Source organism: Colwellia ponticola (assembly GCF_005885605.1).
GTDB lineage: Bacteria > Pseudomonadota > Gammaproteobacteria > Enterobacterales > Alteromonadaceae > Colwellia > Colwellia ponticola.
Genome location: NZ_SZVP01000016.1, coordinates 60,347 through 82,442, shown reverse-complemented (window position 1 = coordinate 82,442; position 22,096 = coordinate 60,347). Strand labels below are relative to the sequence as shown.

17 protein-coding genes and 8 tRNA genes are annotated in these 22,096 nt (G+C 38.2%); 9 read left to right on the top strand and 16 right to left on the bottom strand.

All coding sequences use genetic code 11. The features are described 5' to 3' along the window. Positions 1-16: 16 nt before the first annotated feature. Positions 17-1,375: a DUF3422 family protein gene (locus tag FCS21_RS14030; RefSeq protein ID WP_246047263.1), complete on the bottom strand. Its 1,359-nt coding sequence runs from the start codon at positions 1,373-1,375 to the stop codon at positions 17-19. A gap of 280 nt (positions 1,376-1,655) precedes the next feature. On the opposite strand from FCS21_RS14030, the gene ylqF reads away from it, so the two are divergent. The 3 genes from ylqF to FCS21_RS14015 all read left to right on the top strand — a co-directional run bounded on the left by ylqF (position 1,656) and on the right by FCS21_RS14015 (position 5,093). Continuing rightward, positions 1,656-2,588 carry a ribosome biogenesis GTPase YlqF gene (gene ylqF, locus FCS21_RS14025; RefSeq protein ID WP_138624163.1) on the top strand — a complete coding sequence of 311 codons (933 nt, stop codon included), beginning with the start codon at positions 1,656-1,658 and terminating at the stop codon, positions 2,586-2,588. A gap of 83 nt (positions 2,589-2,671) precedes the next feature. After that, entirely contained in the window at positions 2,672-3,103 is a 432-nt protein-coding gene (locus FCS21_RS14020; RefSeq protein WP_138624162.1) for an HIT domain-containing protein, read from the top strand. A 109-nt stretch (positions 3,104-3,212) separates the two neighbouring features. Next, positions 3,213-5,093, top strand: coding sequence for a protein kinase domain-containing protein (locus FCS21_RS14015; protein ID WP_138624161.1), 1,881 nt, complete (start codon positions 3,213-3,215; stop codon positions 5,091-5,093). Between the two features lie 104 nt (positions 5,094-5,197). On the opposite strand, the gene FCS21_RS14010 is transcribed toward FCS21_RS14015, so the two are convergent. The 15 genes from FCS21_RS14010 to lolB form a co-directional block, all read right to left on the bottom strand. Further along, the gene (locus tag FCS21_RS14010) at positions 5,198-7,648 is read right to left on the bottom strand and encodes a TonB-dependent receptor plug domain-containing protein (protein WP_138624160.1); all 2,451 of its coding nucleotides are present in this window, start codon (positions 7,646-7,648) and stop codon (positions 5,198-5,200) included. Between the two features lie 445 nt (positions 7,649-8,093). After that, positions 8,094-8,170 (bottom strand) — tRNA-Met (locus tag FCS21_RS14005). 235 nt (positions 8,171-8,405) lie between these two features. Next, positions 8,406-8,482, bottom strand: a tRNA-Met gene (locus tag FCS21_RS14000). Between the two features lie 235 nt (positions 8,483-8,717). Further along, positions 8,718-8,794 (bottom strand) — tRNA-Met (locus tag FCS21_RS13995). Positions 8,795-8,881: 87 nt separating this feature from the next. Further along, positions 8,882-8,966 (bottom strand) — tRNA-Leu (locus FCS21_RS13990). 115 nt (positions 8,967-9,081) lie between these two features. Beyond that, positions 9,082-9,156: transfer RNA gene (locus tag FCS21_RS13985), tRNA-Gln, on the bottom strand. A gap of 54 nt (positions 9,157-9,210) precedes the next feature. Beyond that, a tRNA-Gln gene (locus tag FCS21_RS13980) sits at positions 9,211-9,285 on the bottom strand. Between the two features lie 45 nt (positions 9,286-9,330). Continuing rightward, a tRNA-Leu gene (locus FCS21_RS13975) sits at positions 9,331-9,415 on the bottom strand. 59 nt (positions 9,416-9,474) lie between these two features. Then, positions 9,475-9,551 (bottom strand) — tRNA-Met (locus tag FCS21_RS13970). A 537-nt stretch (positions 9,552-10,088) separates the two neighbouring features. After that, a complete protein-coding gene (ychF, locus tag FCS21_RS13965) occupies positions 10,089-11,180 on the bottom strand; it encodes a redox-regulated ATPase YchF (RefSeq protein WP_138624159.1) in 1,092 nt (363 codons plus the stop codon). Positions 11,181-11,240: 60 nt separating this feature from the next. Next, positions 11,241-11,825, bottom strand: coding sequence for an aminoacyl-tRNA hydrolase (gene pth, locus FCS21_RS13960; RefSeq protein WP_138624158.1), 585 nt, complete (start codon positions 11,823-11,825; stop codon positions 11,241-11,243). A 30-nt stretch (positions 11,826-11,855) separates the two neighbouring features. Then, complete coding sequence (locus FCS21_RS13955; protein ID WP_138624157.1) at positions 11,856-12,488, bottom strand: 50S ribosomal protein L25/general stress protein Ctc; 633 nt, start codon at positions 12,486-12,488, stop codon at positions 11,856-11,858. A gap of 348 nt (positions 12,489-12,836) precedes the next feature. Continuing rightward, positions 12,837-13,781: a ribose-phosphate pyrophosphokinase gene (locus tag FCS21_RS13950; RefSeq protein WP_138624179.1), complete on the bottom strand. Its 945-nt coding sequence runs from the start codon at positions 13,779-13,781 to the stop codon at positions 12,837-12,839. Between the two features lie 171 nt (positions 13,782-13,952). Beyond that, positions 13,953-14,834, bottom strand: coding sequence for a 4-(cytidine 5'-diphospho)-2-C-methyl-D-erythritol kinase (gene ispE / locus FCS21_RS13945; protein ID WP_138624156.1), 882 nt, complete (start codon positions 14,832-14,834; stop codon positions 13,953-13,955). Positions 14,835-14,999: 165 nt separating this feature from the next. After that, positions 15,000-15,644, bottom strand: a complete 645-nt coding sequence (gene lolB / locus FCS21_RS13940; protein ID WP_246047262.1) for a lipoprotein insertase outer membrane protein LolB — start codon at positions 15,642-15,644, stop codon at positions 15,000-15,002. 224 nt (positions 15,645-15,868) lie between these two features. Between lolB and hemA the strand changes: the two genes are divergently transcribed. From hemA to FCS21_RS13910, 6 genes are all read left to right on the top strand, one after another. Then, positions 15,869-17,137, top strand: a complete 1,269-nt coding sequence (gene hemA / locus FCS21_RS13935; protein ID WP_138624154.1) for a glutamyl-tRNA reductase — start codon at positions 15,869-15,871, stop codon at positions 17,135-17,137. A 175-nt stretch (positions 17,138-17,312) separates the two neighbouring features. Next, complete coding sequence (prfA, locus tag FCS21_RS13930; RefSeq protein ID WP_138624153.1) at positions 17,313-18,401, top strand: peptide chain release factor 1; 1,089 nt, start codon at positions 17,313-17,315, stop codon at positions 18,399-18,401. Positions 18,402-18,423: 22 nt separating this feature from the next. Then, a complete protein-coding gene (prmC, locus tag FCS21_RS13925) occupies positions 18,424-19,278 on the top strand; it encodes a peptide chain release factor N(5)-glutamine methyltransferase (protein ID WP_138624152.1) in 855 nt (284 codons plus the stop codon). A 209-nt stretch (positions 19,279-19,487) separates the two neighbouring features. Continuing rightward, positions 19,488-19,853: a SirB2 family protein gene (locus FCS21_RS13920; RefSeq protein WP_138624151.1), complete on the top strand. Its 366-nt coding sequence runs from the start codon at positions 19,488-19,490 to the stop codon at positions 19,851-19,853. Positions 19,854-19,914: 61 nt separating this feature from the next. After that, positions 19,915-20,736, top strand: a complete 822-nt coding sequence (locus FCS21_RS13915; RefSeq protein ID WP_138624150.1) for a SirB1 family protein — start codon at positions 19,915-19,917, stop codon at positions 20,734-20,736. An 84-nt stretch (positions 20,737-20,820) separates the two neighbouring features. Further along, a complete protein-coding gene (locus FCS21_RS13910; RefSeq protein ID WP_171035715.1) occupies positions 20,821-22,083 on the top strand; it encodes a DUF819 family protein in 1,263 nt (420 codons plus the stop codon). The last annotated feature ends 13 nt before the right edge of the window (positions 22,084-22,096 follow it).

Sequence of the window (22,096 nt, the reverse complement as noted above, 5' to 3'; positions counted from 1 at the left end):
CAGCACTTTATGTCAATTACGTTACATCTTTCATTAAGCGTTTATGTATTAAGCGAGTACCAACAAAAACAATACCAATAATAATAGGTACTGAAAAGCCACTGACAAGTTCATGATTATATTTAACACCTAAGGAAGGCAAAGAGGTGAGCATGGTTTCAAAGAGTTGCATACCATAATAACTGATTGCCGCAACGGATAAACCTTCAACGGTTTGTTGTAAACGCATTTGCACATGAGCACGGTGGTTCATTGATTTTAATAATGTTTGATTTTGCTCTTGTAACACCATATCCACGCGTGTGCGTAATAAATCACTAGCGCGGGTGACTCTCCTAGAAATATCTTCTAAGTGATTAGAAGCGGTTTGGCAGGTTTTTACTGCTGGGGTGATCCTGCGCATTAAGAACTCTTGCATGGTCATATAACCCGGGATTTCCTCTTCTTTCAACTCATCCATGCGTTGTAATGCTACGTCGTAATAGGCATTAGTTGCGGAAAATCGGTAAGTACTTTGACTTCGATAATCTTCTACTTTTGCGGCTATTTTAGAAACGTCTGTAAGTAGCTCTCTATCACTTTTATCAGTACCTAAAGCAATATATGTTGTGACTTGTTGTAGTTGTAAGTCAAGTTGATTTAATTCGCTGTTAATCTCTTGTGCCATAGGTAAGCCCAATGTTGCCATTAACCGATAAGTATCAAGCTGTAATAATTGTTGTACTAAACGGCCAAGCTGTGCAGCCGATAAGTCTTGTTGGTATATCAAGAATCGACCAAAACCATCATCATGTAATTTAAATGAACTCCACACTTTCGCCTGTGAGTGTACAGGGGCACTCGCTATTAAGGACATGTTGTCAAAAAATGGCTCAACCTTGTGTGTTGTTCCTTTATCAATATTTTTAGATTCTACGACTAAGTGCACTGCGGCAATAACTTGCCCAGGCATTTGTTCAAACCAGTCACTAGGTACATAATCAATAGCATTTTTAATAAAGGGTTGCTCAGTTAATGGCGCTTGATGAATGAATGTATAGGTTGAGTATTCTAAATGACGTTCCCAGCGCAGACTAAATAAGCCAAAATCTTGATAAAAACAGGGCATTGATTCTGCAGGCGAATTTACCTGAAATCGATTACATAACAGTGAAATAAACTGATGTTCTTTTTGCCTTAACTTACCTTGGTGATGAATCGCTAAATGAGTCAGTTGAGCAGGCGAAGCTATTGATTGAAAGGGTCTATTGTGTAACTCGTTATAAAGCTTTTCACGTAGTGGATGAGTTGCTATTTTATTTAATGAGGGTACAGGTAATATTGGAGATAGCTTGGCGTTTTCAGATAATGTATCTGGTGTTAATTCATCAGGCATTAGCTTATTCGTTATGTTGTGGTTTAACAAAGTAGAGGTCTCTACGCTATTTTTATTAGCTATATATTAGCAGCTATATTTGTCTAGTTATATCATTCTTACTAATGATATTTTCACTAGGAGGAATCACTATATTGTTAAAGTTATAGTAAAAAGTGAACAATAAAAGCACGTAGTTTAATTAATAGGGCTGTTTTATATAAATAACGAGTATCGCTAGCCACACTGACTAAAAGCTTGTTAAAATTATGCCATTATAATTAGTGATATTAGGATCTTCATGGCTATTAACTGGTTTCCAGGCCACATGCACAAAGCGCAAAAAGAAATAAAAGAGATATTACCGCAAATCGATGTGGTGATTGAGGTGTGTGATGCACGCTTACCTTTTAGTAGTGAAAATCCAATGATCACTGAGATCAGAGGTGATAAACCGCTGATAAAAATATTGAATAAAAGTGATTTAGCCGATCCTGATAGCACCAAAATATGGTTAGATTATTTAGAGTCACAACACAACGTAAAAGCGATTGCGCTAACCACAGATAACCCTGGGGTGGCAAAAAACTTGATTAATTTAATTCGCAAATTGGTACCGAATAAAGACCAAGAAGGTAAACAAATTAACGCGATGATAATGGGTATACCTAACGTGGGTAAGTCGACCTTGCTCAATACCTTAGTTGGCAAAGCAAAAGCGAAAGTAGGTAATGAGCCGGCTGTTACTAAAGGTCAGCAACGTATTCGCCTAGAAGAAGGTTTATACCTTTTCGATACACCCGGTATGTTATGGCCTAAAATTGCTAACGAGAACTCGGGCTATCGTTTAGCGGTATCAGGCGCGGTTAAAGACACTGCTTTTGATCATGACGATATTGCTTACTTTGCTGCCGACTACTTACTCAAACATTATCCACAACGTGTGATGGAGCGCTATAAACTGAGTGAATTACCTGCACACGAGGAAGACTTAATTGAAGCGATTGGTCGTAACCGCAGTTGTGTAAAAAGTGGTGGTCGTGTTGATTTACATAAAGCGTGCGTTATTCTCATTAATGAAATTCGTGATAAAACCTTAGGTGCACTTTCTTTTGAACTACCTGATATTATTGCTGCAGAGAATGCGCATTTTACTGAGCTTGAAGAAAAGCGTGTTGCTGCACGCGAAGCTAAAAAAATAGCACGTGGGCGAGGCCGTAAAAATAAACGTTAACGGTATGCTTCACTTATATACTTTGCGTTTAAGCGTTTAACATTCGGCGCTACTATTTATCTATTTGCTAAAAGGTTTTACTCATGACAGAAAAAACATTTACGTTACACCCGCAACTGGCTCTTGATGGCATTGAATTAGCTGAATTTCCTTTGTGTAAATTGCTGCTGTGCAATGATAGCGCTTACCCTTGGTTTATTTTAGTGCCGAAAGTTACTGATATCAGTGAAGTGTACCAGTTAGATTGGCAGCAACAGCAACAGTTACTTAATGAGTCGAGTTTGTTAAGTGAACTGCTAATGCAAGTATTCGTTGGCGATAAAATGAATGTTGCCGCGTTAGGTAATGTTGTTGAACAACTTCATGTTCATCATGTCGTTCGCTTTAAAGATGATGCACAGTGGCCTAAGCCTATTTGGGGACAGCAAGCGTTAACACCTTATTCTGATGAAGCATTAACGACATTAAAAGCGAAATTATTACCGCAACTAGCGGTTATTTTTGCTGATAAATAATTGATAGCCTATTTATCGGTATACAAAGCCTCATTATGTTATTCGCATAATGAGGTTTTTTTCTTTATGGTAAGCAACGTAATAGCAGTTTTTCTTAGGGTGTTGATTTATGACTAATAAAAAACTACAGCATTTTTATATTGCCCAAGAACAATCTATTTATTTACTTAATCATAAAGATGCGACTAAGTTAAAAAAATGGGTCGAACTTTGTCAGCAGCAATTAAAGAAACTCGGCTTTGAAGCGGTGACTCTGTTAGGCAAAGGGGCTTATGGTTTTGTTTTTTCAGGTGTTAAGTTAATAAGTAACTCAACAGTTAAAAAGGCAGAATATATAGCTGAAGAAGCGCAATGCTTAGCAACCAATCAGCAAATGGTATTTAAGTTTTCCCGTATTAACTTACCGCAACACGTACAAGACCGATTAGCAGAAGAAGCTGAAATACAGAATCAACTTAATCATCCACAAATTCCTAAAATTATTGAATATCAAAAAATAAAACGGCAATCCATTTTACAAATGACCCGTGCGCCGGGTATCGATTTAGAGCAATTATCCTTGCAAGTGGGACCACTAGCACCTGAGTTAGTCATGAGTATCGCTTTGCAATTAGCCGATATTTTATTATATTTACGCCAAGCGACTAATCACAGACAGTTAAAGCCTATTGTTCATGGCGACATTAAACCTTCTAATCTCGTGTATGATGAAAACACAGGAAAAGTGCAGCTTATTGATTGGGGATCATCGGTACCAGCACAGCTCGATTGTCATCAACAAAGTACCAGCACTAACGTCATGGAGTTGATGAGTAGTGATTTACAGCACAGTAATGCGCGTTTAGGTGATGTTTATTTTATTGGTCCAGAGCAACTTAATGGTGGCTTATCCTCGCCTCGCTTTGATGAACAAGGCTTAGCGGCCACACTCTATGCACTCGCTTCAGGGCAATCCTGTCGATATGGCGTAAAAGTTATTACCGTAAACGCTTTAGGTTTACCTAAATTATTAGCAGACATATTAACGGGTATGTTAAGCGATGATGAGAAAGTACGCAGCCAAGCCGGAGATTATTTTTTTAATAACCTTAACTATCTTAAAAAAATTGTACTGGCAGATAAACCAACACCACAGGCTATCACCGCGCATATTCCCGTGTGGATTAAGTCACAAAACGAACCAATAGATACGGTAGTATATGGCTCTCGAAAATCTTTTTTACGAGAGCAAGCAGGTTACGACAGTTTATCAGGGGTTGATGACGCTCAGCTTGATAAATATTATAAAAATTACCTGATGGGGATGGGCGATAATGAAAAAGCTTTTATTGCCGCGTTAAGTCGACTAGGTAACTTTCCGGTTGTTGGTGGTATTGCCATTCGGTGGGCTAAAGAAGGTGTGTATATTGATTCTAGCTTAACCTTATTTGATGAGTCGCTTAAAACGTCTTTTACCAGTGCAGTCAATAATATTATTTATTTAGCTCAAGGTATATTTCGTATAGGTGTTTTTAAAAGCTGTCTGTTCAATGCCCGTGATACTTTACACGTTGAACGAAGAAGTGAACAACAACCATTTATTGCTGATAGTAGTCAACGTATAACCTTTGAGGTGAGTGATGTCCCTGAAGTTGATGATGTAACAAGATTACACTCTTATTTTGAAGATGGTAAAGACCCTGATGAATACTTGCACTTACCTGATGAGTTAATGGCTGTGCTAGCGGAGCTAAATTTAATTCACCATACCGGTTGTATTATTTTTGAGATATTACCTAAACATTTAAAAATTCACAGTTATCTAATGTTACTTAATCATGATAAAAAAGCAGCGTTTACCGCCTGTTTAGCGAAAATATTAACCTTATTACCTACCATTGATGGTATTGGTATTTCTGGTTTTATGAAACTCCCCTATAAAGATACGCGTTTTTTTGAGCATATTAACGCCTTACCTGACAAGTTTTATCCGAAAAACCCTAAGTTATAAAACTACGCTAGCATAGTCCTTAATATCAAAATTAATCTATAAAAAAGCCAGTAAGGTATTAAACGATACTGGCTTTTTCTATTGTGCTTGTTTAACGATTAACGTTAAAAGCTATATGAAGCTCTTACATAATACTCACGTCCGGCAAGTGAGAACGGAAAACTAGTCCAACCATATTTAAAACCAAGGTCAGTAAATGGTGTTCCATTTGTACCCCATTCATCAGGGTACTCATCGGTTAAGTTTAAGATACCGCCACTAATATTAATATTGTCTGTTACGTTCCACTGAGCGGTAACATCGAATAAGCTTTTAGCGCCCCAAGTGTTTTCAGGAGTACCGTAAGAAGCAGAACTTACTTCGCCATAATAAGTCATGCGACCCGTTACAGACCAGTCATCCATATCGAACATTGCGGATAACGACGCTCTATCTTGTGGCTGTGCCTTTTCTACTAATAAACGTTGAGCATTATCAAAAATAACCTCGTTTGGTACAATAGACGATGAAGTATTAATCGCACTGACGTCAGTATTGTTATGATGATAAGAAAACTCATAAACAATATTCATAGCGCTAAGTTCTTGTGTGTATTGGTTTACCCAATCAAGACCAAAAGTTTCGCTATCTATTGCATTGGTGAAAATCGATACGTTTTTAACACCATCTAACGCTTGATCTGGAGCAGAATGACGGTCAAAGAAAGCATCAATATCAGCATTAATACCACGAGTGATGTTACCTGAATAAACAATACGGTCATCAATGTTGATTTGATAGACATCTAACGTGGATGAGTAGTTACCTATATTATAAATAATACCCAATGAGAAGCTGGCTGAGCTTTCTTCTTTTAGATCAGTAAAGCCTAGCTCACCCGCGAGTGTTTCACTTGGACGTAAAGTCACTAAATCAGCTAACTCGCCATTATCTAATGAAATAGAACGTTGCGTGAAATTAGCTTGCTGCATACCTGGCGCTCGATAACCCGTAGAAGCTGACGCACGTATGGCGAGATTCTCTGTTAGGCTTAAATGGGTAGATAATTTACCAATAACAGTACTGCCAAAATCATCATAATCTTCATAACGAACAGCTGCCGCGACTAACCAATCTTCAGTAATAGAGGTTTCGCTATCAAAGTATAAAGCATAACTGTTTCGGTCAGTGTCGATTGCCATGGCAGGGCTATAACCTTGAAAGCCTTGCATACCAGGTGTGGTTATATCACCGCCAGTACAATTAACCATTGCAGGATCACCTGTTGGGTTAACTGATTCAGCACAGTAAACCGGTCCACGAGCATAAGTGACTTCATCACCCGCTTCTTGAGCAAAACCATCTATACGAAATTCAGCACCAAAAGCTAATGATGTTTCATTATAAAACCCTAAGTCAACAGAGGTTACCGCATCAAGGTTAAAAGTGGTTTGGCTATAAACTAAAGCACCATCGTATGCTGATGTCGGACTGTTAGGGCCATAACTGGCATTTAACGACTCTACATTACTAAATTCGAACTTGTTTTCACCGGTGACGACACTTGCATCTATATCCCAGTTTTCAATTTGTGTTTTAAACCCAACGGCAACAGAATAATCTTCTGATTTTGAACCTAACTTTGGCGTTACACCTTCAGGGAATAACTCAGTCCAAACACGGTTATCATCGGCAGGGCGGTAAAAGCCTAAAGACTCACCTTCTTTTTTAGTAAAACCACCAAAGGCATATAATTCACTACTTTCACCAATCTCGTACGAAAAATTTGCCCATAAGCTCGACATTTCTGTCTCTGCTTCACCAACAAGTAATAACTGACGAGGTTCAGCAATTGAATCAAACCATGTCGTTGGCGATGCTCGGTTCATTTCACCATTATCTGCATATTCAAAAGTTAAGTTGAGTGTACCTTTGTCACCTACAGCGAAACCATAGTTACCACCAAACTCTGTTGATTCACCATCACCCTCACTAGTTTGGCCATATTGTGCCCATACAGTGCCCCCTAAGTCACTTTTAAGGACGATATTGATAACACCGGCAATGGCATCAGAGCCGTATTGAGCAGCTGCGCCATCACGTAATATTTCAATGTGTGAAATAGCCGTCATAGGAATTGAGCTTAAATCAGTACCTGCACTGCCGCGACCAACATTTTCTTGTACGGCAACTACGGCCTGTTGATGGCGACGTTTACCATTAATTAATACTAATACTTGATCAGGTCCCAAGCTACGTAAAGTCGCTGGACGCATTAAATCTTGACCATCAGACGTTGTGGTATTGTTCATATTAAATGAAGGCGCTAGTTTTCGTAGCATATCAGGTGTGCTTGTAGCACCTGAGTTTTTAATCGCGTCAGATGAAATAATATCTATTGGAGAAGGGCTATCAGCAACAGTACGATTAGATATTCTTGTCCCGACACTAACGATGCGTTCAATATCTGCATTTTTTGCACTAGCAGGCGTTTCTTCTGCGGCAAAAGCTGTTGTACTAGCTAAAGATAAGCCGATAGATAAGGCTAGCGTACTGTAGTTAAAACGTTTCTTCATGTTGTTTGACCCTTAGTTATTTTTATTTGGCTTGCGTTAGTAATAACGTTATTTGATTTTATTATTTATCGTTATCACTTTACTTTTATATAAGGAAAACTACTTTATTAGCCTCCAATAATCGCAAGTGTTACATAACATAAATGAAAAATTTCATTAGTGCAAACACTGTTCTAATATGAATGATTATTTGATATTAATGAATTGATATTTAGTTAGGCTAAAACCTAAAGTTATCTACTAACGCTTATTGGTATTAGCTAGCTGTATTTTATTGATTTTTTTAATGCTTTTTATCATACAGTGTATAGTGAATAATTACTTAGTGAATAGGTACACTTGTATAAAGGTAAAATATCTAAGCAGTGCGTTTGCCAATGTCGCCAAATAGGCAGTAGTAAAAACTTATTAGGGGTTTTAATATATTGAGGGTTATCAAGAGAAGTGGTGGCTACACCGGGACTCGAACCTGGGACCCCATCATTATGAGTGATGTGCTCTAACCAACTGAGCTATGTAGCCTTTAGAAACAAAAAAACTATCTAACATAAGAAAATACTTACTGTTAAGATAGTTGATATTATTTGTTAATTTTATAACTATTTGAAATGGTACGGGTCAAGAGACTTGAACACTCACATCTTGCGATACTGGAACCTTGATGCCTAACATAAGCCGCGCGTCTGCCAATGTCGTCAAATAGGCAGTAGTAAAAACTTATTAGGGGTTTTAATATATTGAGGGTTATCAAGAGAAGTGGTGGCTACACCGGGACTCGAACCTGGGACCCCATCATTATGAGTGATGTGCTCTAACCAACTGAGCTATGTAGCCTTTAGAAACAAAAAAACTATCTAACATAAGAAAATACTTACTGTTAAGATAGTTGATATTATTTGTTAATTTTATAACTATTTGAAATGGTACGGGTCAAGAGACTTGAACACTCACATCTTGCGATACTGGAACCTTGATGCCTAACATAAGCCGCGCGTCTGCCAATGTCGTCAAATAGGCAGTAGTAAAAACTTATTAGGGGTTTTAATATATTGAGGGTTATCAAGAGAAGTGGTGGCTACACCGGGACTCGAACCTGGGACCCCATCATTATGAGTGATGTGCTCTAACCAACTGAGCTATGTAGCCTTTAGAAACAAAAAAACTATCTAACATAAGAAAATACTTACTGTTAAGATAGTTGATATTATTTGTTAATTTTATAACTATTTGAAATGGTACGGGTCAAGAGACTTGAACTCTCACATCTTGCGATACTGGAACCTAAATCCAGCGCGTCTACCAATTCCGCCAAACCCGCATACATTCAAGTTTTTAAAGAGACTTGAACTCTTTTTCAACTCTTTTAACAAGAATATGAAAGCGTCGTTTAAAATAAAAAATATATTTTTATTTATAACTGCCATTTTAAAAAGTGGCAGGGATAAGAGGATTTGAACCTCTGAATGACGGGATCAAAACCCGCTGCCTTACCGCTTGGCTATATCCCTACAATAGGTATGTACATCACAGTCTTTTTATCATTATAAAATAATCATAAAAAGTGGCAGGGATAAGAGGATTTGAACCTCTGAATGACGGGATCAAAACCCGCTGCCTTACCGCTTGGCTATATCCCTGCAATGTACTTACTTTTTACACATGTAACTTTCGTTACTTTGAAATGGTGCGGGTCAAGAGACTTGAACTCTCACATCTTGCGATACTGGAACCTAAATCCAGCGCGTCTACCAATTCCGCCAAACCCGCATACATTCAAGTTTTTAAAGAGACTTGAACTCTTTATTTAAATATACTATTTAAATAAATGGTGGCTACACCGGGACTCGAACCTGGGACCCCATCATTATGAGTGATGTGCTCTAACCAACTGAGCTATGTAGCCATTACCAACCTGCTCTGTAGCAAGTGCGGCGTATTATGCTAATCAACTTACCTTACGTCAACCGTTTTTTTCAAAAAACTTGTGTTTTTTATTTGTTTGACTATTGCGTGCACATTTTGCCGAATAACTATGCAATTTAAAGGCGCTAAATACCTTGTTTCAATAAAATGGCTATATGTTAAGGTTTATGATTTAGATAATTTAGTAAAACAATAAGCACTACTTGGCGTTATTTTTTATATTGCTTAGGGAATTAAATACTCTTTTTTATTAAATTATATAGTTTAATACTTTTTTATCATCATTTATTCATCATATTAAATTTATAGTTGGCTATAGTCGCTTAGTCAGACTTAAATTTATTTTTTAGCAGCTACTTTCTGTAATCAAGGTCGCGCTAAAACTATTACCTTAGGCATTATTAATGCTGAACATTAGCGAATGCGCATCTAAGTGAATATTATTAGCGTTTTACAGGCACAAAAAAGGCCCATGGTAATGAGCCTTTTTTGGTAACGCTGTTATGCTATCGTGTGGTTATACATTAAAGCGGAAGTGAATTACATCGCCGTCTTTTACGCGGTATTCTTTACCCTCTAAACGCCATTTACCGGCTTCTTTAGCACCCGATTCACCGTTAAACTCAATAAAGTCGTCATAACTAATTATTTCAGCGCGAATAAAGCCTTTTTCAAAGTCAGTATGAATAACGCCAGCTGCTTGTGGTGCAGTGGCATTTTGTTTTACTGTCCATGCGCGTACTTCTTTAACGCCGGCAGTAAAGTAAGTTTGTAAGTGCAATAACGAATAACCGGCATTGATTACACGATTTAGGCCTGGCTCTTCTAAGCCCATTTCAGCCATAAATTCAATGCGATCTTCATCATCCATTTCAGACAATTCACTTTCAATTTCAGCACAAACTGCAACAACAATAGCGCCTTCAGCCTCCGCTATCTTTTGTACTTGTTCAAGGTAAGGATTATTTTCAAAACCATCATCGTTAACGTTAGCAATATACATGGTAGGCTTTATTGTTAAGAAGTTTAAGTAGTCAACAGCTGCTTTTTCTTCTTTAGTTAACGCTAAAGAGCGAATCATGTGGCCTTCTTCAACATGCTTTAATATTTTTTCCAATACCGGCATTTCAAATTTAGCATCTTTATCACCACCCTTAGCTTTTTTAGCTAGGCGGAAAATTGCACGTTCAGCCGTGTCCATATCAGATAGGGCTAATTCGGTATTGATTACTTCAATATCATCAATAGGACTTACTTTATTAGCAACATGAATAATATTATCATTATCAAAGCAGCGAACTACGTGACCAATAGCATCAGTTTCACGAATATTAGCAAGGAATTTATTGCCTAGCCCTTCACCTTTTGATGCACCAGCAACGAGACCAGCAATATCAACAAATTCCATCGTTGTCGCTAATACCCGCTCAGGTTTTACTATAGCTGTTAGCTTATCTAAGCGAGGATCTGGCACCGGTACTACGCCAGTATTTGGTTCAATAGTACAAAATGGAAAGTTTGCTGCATCAATACCCGCTTTGGTAAGTGCATTGAATAGTGTTGATTTACCGACGTTAGGCAAGCCAACGATACCACATTTAAAACCCATGATTTATTCCTACTGATTATTTACTAACGTGTGTTTTGAGACTATTGATGCGCTTATTACTTACTCTGCTTTAAAGGAGTGTAAGCGGTTTTGTGCTTTCTTTAAGTCGTCTTGTAACCAAATATCTAAGCATCGACTAGCCTCGTCGATTGCTTGTTCAATTTTTGCTTGTTCTGCACTTGGCGCTTTACCCAGTACATGACCTGTTACTTTATCGCGATGACCAGGGTGGTCAATGCCGATACGTAACCGGTAAAATTCTTTATTATTAGCCATACGCGAAATAATATCACGCAAGCCATTATGACCGCCGTGACCACCGCCTTTTTTAATTTTACAAACACCTGGCTGCATATCTAATTCATCGTGAGCAACTAAGATATCATCTACTGAAATTTTATAAAAATTAGCAAGAGAAGCAACGGCTTGACCACTACGGTTCATAAAAGTGGTTGGAATAAGTAAATGGACAAGGTGTCCCGCGATTAACCCTTTACCATAAAGACCAGAGTATTTTTTTTCGGGGAGGAGAGGTATGTTGTGGCTACGTGCTAGTTCTTCTACAAACCAAACACCTGCGTTGTGGCGTGTTCTGCTATATTCGGGACCAGGATTACCCAGTCCCGCAATTAGTTTAATAGTCATTATCTATAATATTATAAATGTAGGTGACTATTATTCAGCAGATGGAGCTTCTTCTGCTGGAGCTGCTTCTTGATCGTCTTCAGCTTTAGCTGTTTTAGGAGCGTTAGCAGTAACAACGGCTAAATCGTGATCTTCGCCTTTGCTTAAATCATCAGAAGTAACGCCCGCTGGGAAAGTAACATCTGATAAATGCAATGTTTGACCAACTTCAAGATTAGCAAGGTCAATTTCGATTGACTCAGGTAAATCTTTTGGTAAACAAGTGATAGCAATTTCATTTATGTGATGAGAAATGTTAGCACCAGTTTTTGCTGCAATATCTTCGTTAAGGAAGTGAATTGGAGCATGCGCTTGAACTTGATGTTTAGCGTTAATGCGTAAGAAATCTACGTGCATTATGATTTGCTTGAACGGGTGACGTTGCATATCTTTAACTAAACACTCAACTGGCTTACCAGCAATGTTTAATGTTACTACTTGTGAGTAGAACGCTTCTTCTTGTTGAGCACGAAAAACATTTTTGTGTTCTAACGTTAAAGAAATAGATTCTTTGTTTTCACCGTAAAGGATAGCAGGAACTTTGTTCGCGTGACGTAGGCGGCGGCTCGCACCTTTCCCTAAATCAGTACGTACTTCAGCTTCTAATGTTAATAAATCAGTCATTTTAATACTCTTCTGTTATATAAGTTAAAAAACTTAAAAATTATATCTTGTTTTTTGCGACCAAAAACAAGGAGGTACTCTTTATTATCGCAATACCGGTTACCTAAGTAGTCGTGATAAGTCACTATCTGCTAGGTAATCTATTAGATAAAAAAGGCGCGGCATAATAACATTTCGCCTGAAGTAAAGCTATTAAAAATATACAGTATTTTAGTAAGGTAATAGGTGAAAGTAGAGCAGTAATAATTAAGCAAGACGAATACAAGGAAGGGGGGAATAAAAAAGCAGCCATTAATAATGGCTGCTTTTTACTATGAGTAAGTAAACCTAGATATTAACTACTAGGAATTAGTCAAACATGGCAGAAATAGATTCTTCATTACTAACACGACGAATCGCTTCACTTAACATACCACTTAGCGTTAATTGGCGAACCATATTCAGTGCTTTAATTTCTTCAGAAAGTGGAATTGAGTCAGTAACAACAAGTTCATCAATAACCGATTCTCTAAGGTTTTTGGCGGCATTACCTGATAATACAGGATGAGTAGCATAAGCAATAACACGTTTTGCGCCATGCTCTTTCAATGCTTCTGCTGCTTTAGCCAATGTGCCACCGGTATCAATCATATCATCTACAATAATACAATCACGACCATTAACATCACCAATAATATGCATTACTTGAGCAATATTAGCTTTAGGGCGACGTTTATCAATAATCGCTAAATCAGCATCATCAAGTAATTTAGCCACCGCGCGCGCACGAACTACACCACCGATATCAGGAGAAACAACCACAGGGTTATCTAGCTCACGGTTCTTCATGTCATCTAGTAAGATAGGAGTACCAAAAGCATTATCAACAGGTACGTCGAAGAACCCTTGGATCTGCTCGGCATGTAAATCAACCGTTAAAACACGGTCAACACCTACGCTTGATAAAAAGTCAGCAACAACCTTTGCTGTAATAGGTACACGAGCACTACGTACGCGTCGGTCTTGGCGAGCATAACCAAAATAAGGAATTACTGCAGTGATACGCCCAGCAGAGGCACGACGCAAAGCGTCTATCATAACAATTAATTCCATTAAGTTATTGTTGGTTGGAGCACAAGTAGATTGAATGATAAAAACATCAGCACCACGGACGTTTTCATTTATTTCAACACTTATTTCACCATCACTAAAACTGCCTACTTGAGCATCACCCAAAGGCATATATAGGCGATCAGCAATTTTTTTGGCCAGTTCAGGGGTGGCATTACCCGCAAAAATCTTCATGTCAGGCACTTTCGATTCCTCAGAAATATTTGACATTAAAAGTAGGCTCTTTGATTGATAAACAATCATTGAACAATATACGCTGGCTTAACAGTAGCAGATTTTTCAAGCTCAATATCGAGCTTGAAATAGTCGAACGGGTTAAGCTAGCAAAAAAGTTATAAATTTTACTTAATTCAATTATAGCTTAGCTATTACTGAACATAGTGGGGACTTATTGAGCCCTTGCGCGACAAAAGAGCTTATTCCTTTTGGGAGTTTTGCTTGTAATGAAAGCGCCTCTTGCGAACTAGAAAACTGTGTGAAAATACACGAGCCAGTTCCTGTCATTCTTGAGGGGGCGTATTCTAACAACCAAGCCAGTAACTTGGCAACCTCAGGATAATATTTTATTACCAGTGTTTGGCAGTCATTATGAAAATTTTTATTAATAAAGTCCCTAGTTTTAAGGGCTGAGGGGGAAAGTTTCTTGGTATTTCTAGGGAGATCTTTTGCAGTAAAAACTTGCTGGGTAGAGATACTACATTCAGGTTTAGTGATTAAATACCATGACTCTTGTGGTTCTATCATACTCAGTTGCTCACCAACACCTTGAGCAAAGGCGGCAAATCCATGCACAAAAATGGGTACATCAGCACCAAGACTCAGCCCTAATTCAGCTAACTCATCTAATGATAACTGACATTGCCATAAGGTGTTTAAGGCAACTAATACAGTCGCTGCATTTGATGACCCCCCCCCTAAGCCACCGCCCATGGGTAATATTTTATCAATACTAATGTTAGCGCCAAATGATGTATTCGTTTTGTTTTTGAGTAATCGAGCCGCTTTGACAATTAAGTTGTCGTCATTGTCCACCCCCTCAATTGGTGTTAATAACGTTATATCTGAGGCTTGAGTAACGGTTAAGCTTATGGTGTCGTTATAGTCAATAAATTGAAAGAGTGTTTCTAAATTGTGATAACCATCTTCGCGTTGTCCGACAATATGTAAAAATAAATTGATTTTTGCCGGTGATGGAAATTCAAGTGTTTTATTAATAAAAGGGTTAGCGTGGGACATTGAAAAGTTCTACTTATAAAAAATGGCTAATTTACAACAGGAGTAATATGTTTAGTTTGCTTGATTTTCTTTGATGTTGAGTTTTGTGAACAGCTAATAGCTTTACTAGCGCCGCTCAAATAGCTAATACTTGAGCAGAGACTAGGTAATCCGTTAATACATCAACTATTCGTTAATAAGCCAACGGTTAACAGATATTTTAATTAATAAATCATCTTTTTTTATCGAAAACTTACTCGCTAAGTGATAGCCATTAATATACTGGTAGTCAGCGTAATTAATTTGCCATAATTCACCATTATAAAGACTTGATAAGTTTCGCGGTAGTTTTGTTGATTTATCATTACTTATTTTATCTGTTACTTGAAAAGGAATGCCTTTTAGCCAAAACGTTAATGCTTTGGTCGGTAAAGTAAAGCCAGTAAGCGAATAAATAAGCGCTTGAAGATTATTACCATGATAGGTTTTGCCATCCACTTGTATACTGTGATCAGTCGCCGTTGATTTAAGCTGTAAAATATTAATGCCTAAATAGGTGGTTAAATTAAGTTGTTGTGTTGTGGCTCTTTCATCAACTTGCCAGTGCAGTGTGGCACTATTACGCGATGCTTTTTCAATAAAAGCTATTTTTCCAGTGATACCCCAGTGCTGTAGTTGTTTTAACTTCGCTATTCGCTGTGCAGGCGTGAGGCCAGTTAAGGTTGAAAAGGATTGGTTTTCGTTTTTATTTGGTTGAGTACTACAACCGGATAAAAATAAGCTCAATAAAGTAACGCTCAATAAATAGGGTAAATAAAAGCGTATATTCAAAATAAGACCATTGCTGCTACATCATTAACACGAGAGTAAACGTATTGAAGCATAGCTTTTTAGCCTTTGTAAATAGCGGTATTATTTTTAGGGGCTTTTACTGTAGATTATATTTTAATACTGCAGATTATATTTTAATTGTAGGTCTTAGGTTATAATGCCTTCATAAGATAAAATAAGTTTTATAAAACTTGTCAGAATGTTTACAAAATAGGTTTATTACTGTGTCTATTGTTGCTGTTGGAATCAATCATAAAACTGCGCCTGTTGCAGTAAGAGAAAAAATATCTTTTAATCCTGATAAGCTTTCTATTGCCCTACAAGAAATGCTAAATGCAGTACAGTGCCGCGAAGTTGCTATTCTATCGACCTGTAACAGAACAGAGTTATACTTAGTTCAAGAAGGTGATTTTGATGCGACACAACAACGTCTAGTTCAATGGTTAGAAAATTACCACAATGTTCCAGCTTCTACTATTTTACCCAGTTTATATTGGCATAAAGACCAGCAAGCCGTTAATCACATGATGCGCGTTGCTTGTGGATTAGACTCCCTAGTGTTAGGTGAGCCACAAATTTTAGGTCAAATGAAGCAAGCGTATAGCCAAGCAAAAGCTGCTGGGTCTATGTCGTTGGTGATGGATAGGCTATTTCAGCGTACCTTTGGCGTAGCGAAACAAGTACGTACTGAAACTGAAATCGGTGCTAGTGCTGTCTCTGTCGCTTTTGCTTCGGTAAATTTAGCTAAACACATCTTTGGCGGTCTTGAAAAAACTAAGGTACTTCTTGTTGGTGCAGGCGAAACCATTGAGTTAGTCGCTAAACATCTCTATGAAAATAATGTCGGTAAAATCACTGTTGCCAATAGAACCTTAGCCCGCGCTGACAATATGGCGAAGCAAATTGGCGCTGATGTTATTACCTTAGCGCAAATACCTGAACATATGCGTAATGCTGATATTGTTATTAGCTCTACCGGTTCTACCTTACCTATTATTGGTAAAGGTATGGTTGAACAGGCCTTAGCATCACGTAAGCACCAGCCGATATTTATGGTCGACCTTGCTGTACCACGAGATATTGAGGAGCAAGTATCAGAACTTGAAGATGTTTTTTTATATACGGTTGATGATCTACAAGGCATTATTGCTAAAAACATGGAAAACCGTCGTAAAGCAGCAGTGCAAGCTGAAAGTATTGTTAATAGCCAGTCTGATGACTTTATGGCTTGGTTGCGAGGCTTAAATACTCAAGATACCGTCATTAGTTACCGTAAACAATGCTTAGACAGTCGTGATGTTTTGCTTGAAAAAGCGTTTGTGCAATTAAAAAATGGTAAAAAGTCAGAGGCTGTTTTAGCCGAGCTTGCCACTAAACTTACCAATAAATTCATGCATGCCCCAACAAGCGCCTTACAGTCTGCTGCCCAAGGTGGTGAGCTTGATAAGTTACTTTATTTACGCGATATCTTTAACATTGACTCGAATGACTAAGTGCTATTAATTCACTTTTTTGAGTGAAAAATAAACAGTAAGTCGAGTGTTTATCAAGCACAGCGGATGTTAACGCACAGAAACGATTTTTAATCGAGCATGGTGGATCGCGTTATTACTGTGCTAGAATAGCAATAATTTACTTTCCCCTATCTGCAATATAAGAATAACTCCAATGAAATCATCAGTTTATCAAAAGCTTGAGGTGCTGGTAGAGCGCTTCGAAGAAGTACAGGCCCTATTATCTGATCCTGCTACCATTTCAGATCAAGAAAAATTTAGAGCTTTATCTAAAGAGTTTAAAGAGCTTGATGCTGTGACGTCGGTTTTTAATAACTATAAAAGTGCAGAAGATGATTTTGCTACTGCCGAAATGATGCTTAAAGATGACGATCCTGAGATGCGAGAAATGGCGCAGGAAGAGTTCAAAGACGCGAAACAAGCGGTTGCTGATATTGCCGATGAATTGCAAATTTTATTATTACCACGCGATCCTAACGATGATAACAACTGTTTTGTTGAAATTCGTGCTGGCGCAGGTGGCGACGAAGCTGCTATTTTTGCTGGTGATATCTTTAGAATGTACAGCCGTTATTGTGAAAAGAAAGGCTGGAAACTGGAAGTCATGAACAGCAATGAAAGTGAGCAGGGTGGCTATAAAGAACTGATCATGAAAATTGAAGGCGAAGGCGTTTATGGCCATATGAAATTTGAGTCAGGTGGTCATCGCGTACAGCGCGTACCTGCTACTGAATCGCAAGGGCGTGTACATACTTCAGCTTGTACTGTTGTGGTTATGCCTGAAATTCCTGAATCTGATGCCATTGAAATTAACAAAGCAGATTTAAAAGTTGATACTTTCCGGGCTTCTGGTGCCGGTGGTCAGCATGTTAACAAAACAGACTCGGCTATTCGTATTACGCATATTCCTACGGGGGTTGTCGTTGAGTGTCAAGAACAACGTTCTCAGCATAAAAACCGTGCACAAGCGATGTCTGTACTACAAGCACGTCTACAACAAGCTGAAGATGAAAAACGTCGTAGTGAAGAAGAATCATCACGTCGTAATCTTGTTGCTAGTGGCGATCGCTCTGAGCGAATTCGTACCTACAACTTCCCGCAAGGTCGCATGAGTGATCACCGTATTAATCTAACTTTATACCGTCTAAGCGAAATTATGGAAGGTAGTTTAGATTTAATTATGGAGCCGATAATGCAAGAGAACCAAGCCGATTTATTAGCTGAATTAGCTGAACAAAACTAACGCAGTGTTATCAGAAAAACCAATGCAAATTAATACCATAGCAGGCTTAATAAACTATGGTCAGCAGCAATTAGCTCAGCGTTCAGATAGTGCTAAGCTTGATGCACAAATCCTGTTGGGATTTGTGCTTGATAAGGCGCGCAGCTACCTCTTAACTTGGCCTGAAAAAACGTTACCTAAAACAAACGTTCAACATTACCTCGACTTATTACAAAGACGTATAGCTGGCGAGCCTATTGCTTATATTGTTGGGGTACAAGAGTTTTGGTCATTGCCGTTTCGGGTTTCACCAGCAACGCTTATTCCACGTCCAGACACTGAAGTGTTAGTTGAGTTAGTACTCGAGCATTTTGCTCAACATAACACCTTACATTGCTTAGACCTTGGTACAGGCACTGGCGCTATTGCCTTAGCGTTGGCATCAGAGCAGCCACACTGGACAATTGACGCGGTTGATTTTAGCCATGATGCCGTAGCATTAGCGAAGCAAAACGCTGTTGACTTAGGGTTAAGTCAGGTCAATATTTTTCACAGTAATTGGTTTAGTGCGGTTAATGAGCGTACTTATGATGTTATTGTCTCCAATCCACCTTATATCGATGTGTTAGATAAACACTTACATGAAGGCGATGTACGTTATGAACCTGAATCAGCCTTAGTTGCCGATGAGCAAGGTTTTGGTGATATTAAACATATAGCACAACAAGCCAGAGGCTTTCTCAGTAGCCAAGGCGCACTTTTTTTTGAACATGGCTTTGAGCAAGCTGAAGGGGTACGAAAACTGTTAACCACTTTAGGTTATGCTAATGCACAAACAGTCAAAGACTTTAATGGTCATGATCGTATTACCTGGGCTACCTACAAAATAGCTAACTAAGCTAGAGCTCCCTTCACAAAAGCTACCCTCGCAAAAGGTCATTTGTCAAAGGTAGTGTAGTGAAAGAATCCCTTTACAGTAACAATACTTTATAACGTTTAATAGGCTAAAATCGCTACAGCTTTTTTTAGGTAAAGTCGTTACACTAGGCAAAAAATTTAACTCATCATTGGCTTATTTACCCCAATGATTAATACAAAGGAATAACGTTGAAACATTTACATATAACGCTTGCGGTACTGAGTATTGCTTTATTCACCTATCGCTTTATTTTAACTTTTATCGCTTCAAAAAAACTTGACGCTAAATGGTTAAAAATCAGTCCTCATGTGATAGATACTTTTTTGCTTATCATAGGTGTTGTTCTGGCAGTAAAACTGAGTATAAATCCAATAGAGCAGCTATGGTTAGCGGAAAAAATATTAGCATTATTTGCTTATATTTTTACCGGTTACTACACCTTAAAATTAGCCCGTAATAAGCCAATGCAAATCCTCGGCTATTTAGGCGCTATGGGCTGGGTTATGTTGGTAATACGCTTAGCCATGACCCGTGAAGCAATACTGTTTGTTTAGACAGAGCAACTGTTTTTATTAGTTAAACATACAATAGATGGGATTAATTAACTAACTCGTTATGAATGAATTATTTTTATCAGAATTAAAGTCAGTCGATAAAGATTTGCTGCAAAAGCTTATCTTAATTGAAGAACATATTTTCGCCGATGGCGTGCAAGTGAATGAGAAAGTTGATACCTCTTTAGATAGTTTAGAAGTCATTATCAGTCAATGTGCAGCCATGATTAATGAAATTGAGTCGCCATTAGAAAAAGCGGAGGTGCTGCTTAATGAATTGTATTTTCAGCACTTGTTTATTGATAGCTATCAGACCCATTGGCCTATTTCAGCGTATAAAGTAGCGATAGGCTTAAATCAGCGAGCTATGTCACCTATTATCAAAGCAGCATTGGTCGCAGAAATAATTACTGCTTGCGGTTTTGATACAGATTTACTCTTTATTCCTACTAAAATTATGTTGCGCTTATGCTGTGATGAACAGTACGCGATTATTTTTGATCCCGTTACTGGGGAGTCACTTGATTGGACTGAACTAGACATACGCTTAGATGAACTAGAGGGTGATCCCAGTGAGCAAGGGTTACAAACGATTGATGATAATGTTGCACTTGTTGAACACCTATCGGCCCTGAAGAATATTTTGATTCATGAGCAAGCGTTTGATAAAGCGCTGACTTGTGTTGATATTATCTTGTCGCTTACCCCGGACGATCCATTACAACGTAGAGATCGTGGTTTTTTACTACACCAACTTGATTGCTTTAAAGTCGCGGTAGATGATTATCGCTACTTTGTAGAGCAGTGCCCGAAAGATCCTGCCGCACAAATATTAAAAATTCAGCTTGAACAAATAGATATTGATAATAACGTATTACATTAATGTTAATTAGCTTCTATAAAGTGATAAAAGCTATTAAGCGTTATGATAAAAGATAAAAGATAAAAAATAAAAAAAGGTAACCTGATGCAAGAAAATATTGTTATAGCTGCACCACTTATTACCAATGACGCGGTCGTCTTAGGCCTTTTAGCGCTTATTCTTGGTTTTGTTTTTTATACGTCTAATAGTAAAAATAATGTGTGTCGGACATTTTATAAATACGTCCCGGCATTATTAATGTGTTATTTACTACCTTCTTTATTAAATACCTTTGGCATCGTTAGCGCGCAATTTAGCCAAGTTGACGACGTCGCAAAATACTTTTTGTTACCAGCTTGTTTAGTACTGTTAACGCTAAGCATTGATATAAAAGCCATTGCAGGGCTTGGCAGTAAAGCCATTATTATGTTTCTAACAGGTACCGTTGGTGTGGTTATTGGCGGACCTATTGCGTTACTCATTGTTTCTGTTATTTGGCCTGAACTTATTGGTGTTAGTGGTCCTGAAGCGGTTTGGCGTGGTATGGCGGCTTTGGCTGGTAGTTGGATTGGCGGCGGCGCTAATATGCTAGCGATGAAAGAGATTTATCTGGCCGATGGTAAAATATTTACCATTATGGTTACCGTTGATATTGTAGTGGCTAACCTTTGGATGGCATGTTTGTTATATATTGCCGCGAACCATAAAGCGATTGATGCTAAAAGTGGCGCAGATACTTCGGCAATTGATAAACTTATTGCTGATGTTGAATCGTTTGAAAAAGCGCATAAACGCACACCAGATCTAAAAGACTTTATGTTGATTATCGCCATTGCCTTTGGTGCAGCAGGTTTGGCTCATTTTGCTGCTGATTTACTCGTGCCTTTTTTCCAACAAAATTTTCCTGAACTGAAAAAATTTAGTTTACACAGTAAATTATTTTGGATCATCGTTTTAGTGACCACTATTGGCTTGAGCTTATCTTTTACCAAAGCGAGACAACTTGAGTCTGTTGGAGCCTCAAAAGTAGGCAGTAGTTTTTTATATATTTTAGTCGCTACCATAGGCTTGCATATGGATATTACTCAAATAGCACAAGCACCTAAGTACGTAGTTATTGGCTTAATTTGGATGGCAATACACGTTATTTTATTGTTTGCTGTTGGTCGGTTGATTAAAGCCCCTATTTTTTATTTAGCCGTAGGTAGTAAAGCTAATATTGGTGGCGCAGCTTCTGCGCCTGTCATTGCTTCGGCATTTCATCCGTCATTAGCACCTGTCGGTGTTTTGCTGGCGGTATTAGGCTATGCTCTAGGTACTTACATGGCTTGGATGTGTGGTCAACTATTACGTATCATCGGTAGCTAGAGAGTAATAGTTT

What these genes read in the sequence shown, in the direction of transcription:
- FCS21_RS14030 (WP_246047263.1), bottom strand. Translation starts at nt 1,375, where the DNA reads ATGCCTGATGAATTAACACCAGATACATTATCTGAAAACGCCAAGCTA.
- ylqF (WP_138624163.1), top strand. Translation starts at nt 1,656, where the DNA reads ATGGCTATTAACTGGTTTCCAGGCCACATGCACAAAGCGCAAAAAGAA.
- FCS21_RS14020 (WP_138624162.1), top strand. Translation starts at nt 2,672, where the DNA reads ATGACAGAAAAAACATTTACGTTACACCCGCAACTGGCTCTTGATGGC.
- FCS21_RS14015 (WP_138624161.1), top strand. Translation starts at nt 3,213, where the DNA reads ATGACTAATAAAAAACTACAGCATTTTTATATTGCCCAAGAACAATCT.
- FCS21_RS14010 (WP_138624160.1), bottom strand. Translation starts at nt 7,648, where the DNA reads ATGAAGAAACGTTTTAACTACAGTACGCTAGCCTTATCTATCGGCTTA.
- ychF (WP_138624159.1), bottom strand. Translation starts at nt 11,180, where the DNA reads ATGGGTTTTAAATGTGGTATCGTTGGCTTGCCTAACGTCGGTAAATCA.
- pth (WP_138624158.1), bottom strand. Translation starts at nt 11,825, where the DNA reads ATGACTATTAAACTAATTGCGGGACTGGGTAATCCTGGTCCCGAATAT.
- FCS21_RS13955 (WP_138624157.1), bottom strand. Translation starts at nt 12,488, where the DNA reads ATGACTGATTTATTAACATTAGAAGCTGAAGTACGTACTGATTTAGGG.
- ispE (WP_138624156.1), bottom strand. Translation starts at nt 14,834, where the DNA reads ATGTCCCACGCTAACCCTTTTATTAATAAAACACTTGAATTTCCATCA.
- prfA (WP_138624153.1), top strand. Translation starts at nt 17,313, where the DNA reads ATGAAATCATCAGTTTATCAAAAGCTTGAGGTGCTGGTAGAGCGCTTC.
- prmC (WP_138624152.1), top strand. Translation starts at nt 18,424, where the DNA reads ATGCAAATTAATACCATAGCAGGCTTAATAAACTATGGTCAGCAGCAA.
- FCS21_RS13915 (WP_138624150.1), top strand. Translation starts at nt 19,915, where the DNA reads ATGAATGAATTATTTTTATCAGAATTAAAGTCAGTCGATAAAGATTTG.
- FCS21_RS13910 (WP_171035715.1), top strand. Translation starts at nt 20,821, where the DNA reads ATGCAAGAAAATATTGTTATAGCTGCACCACTTATTACCAATGACGCG.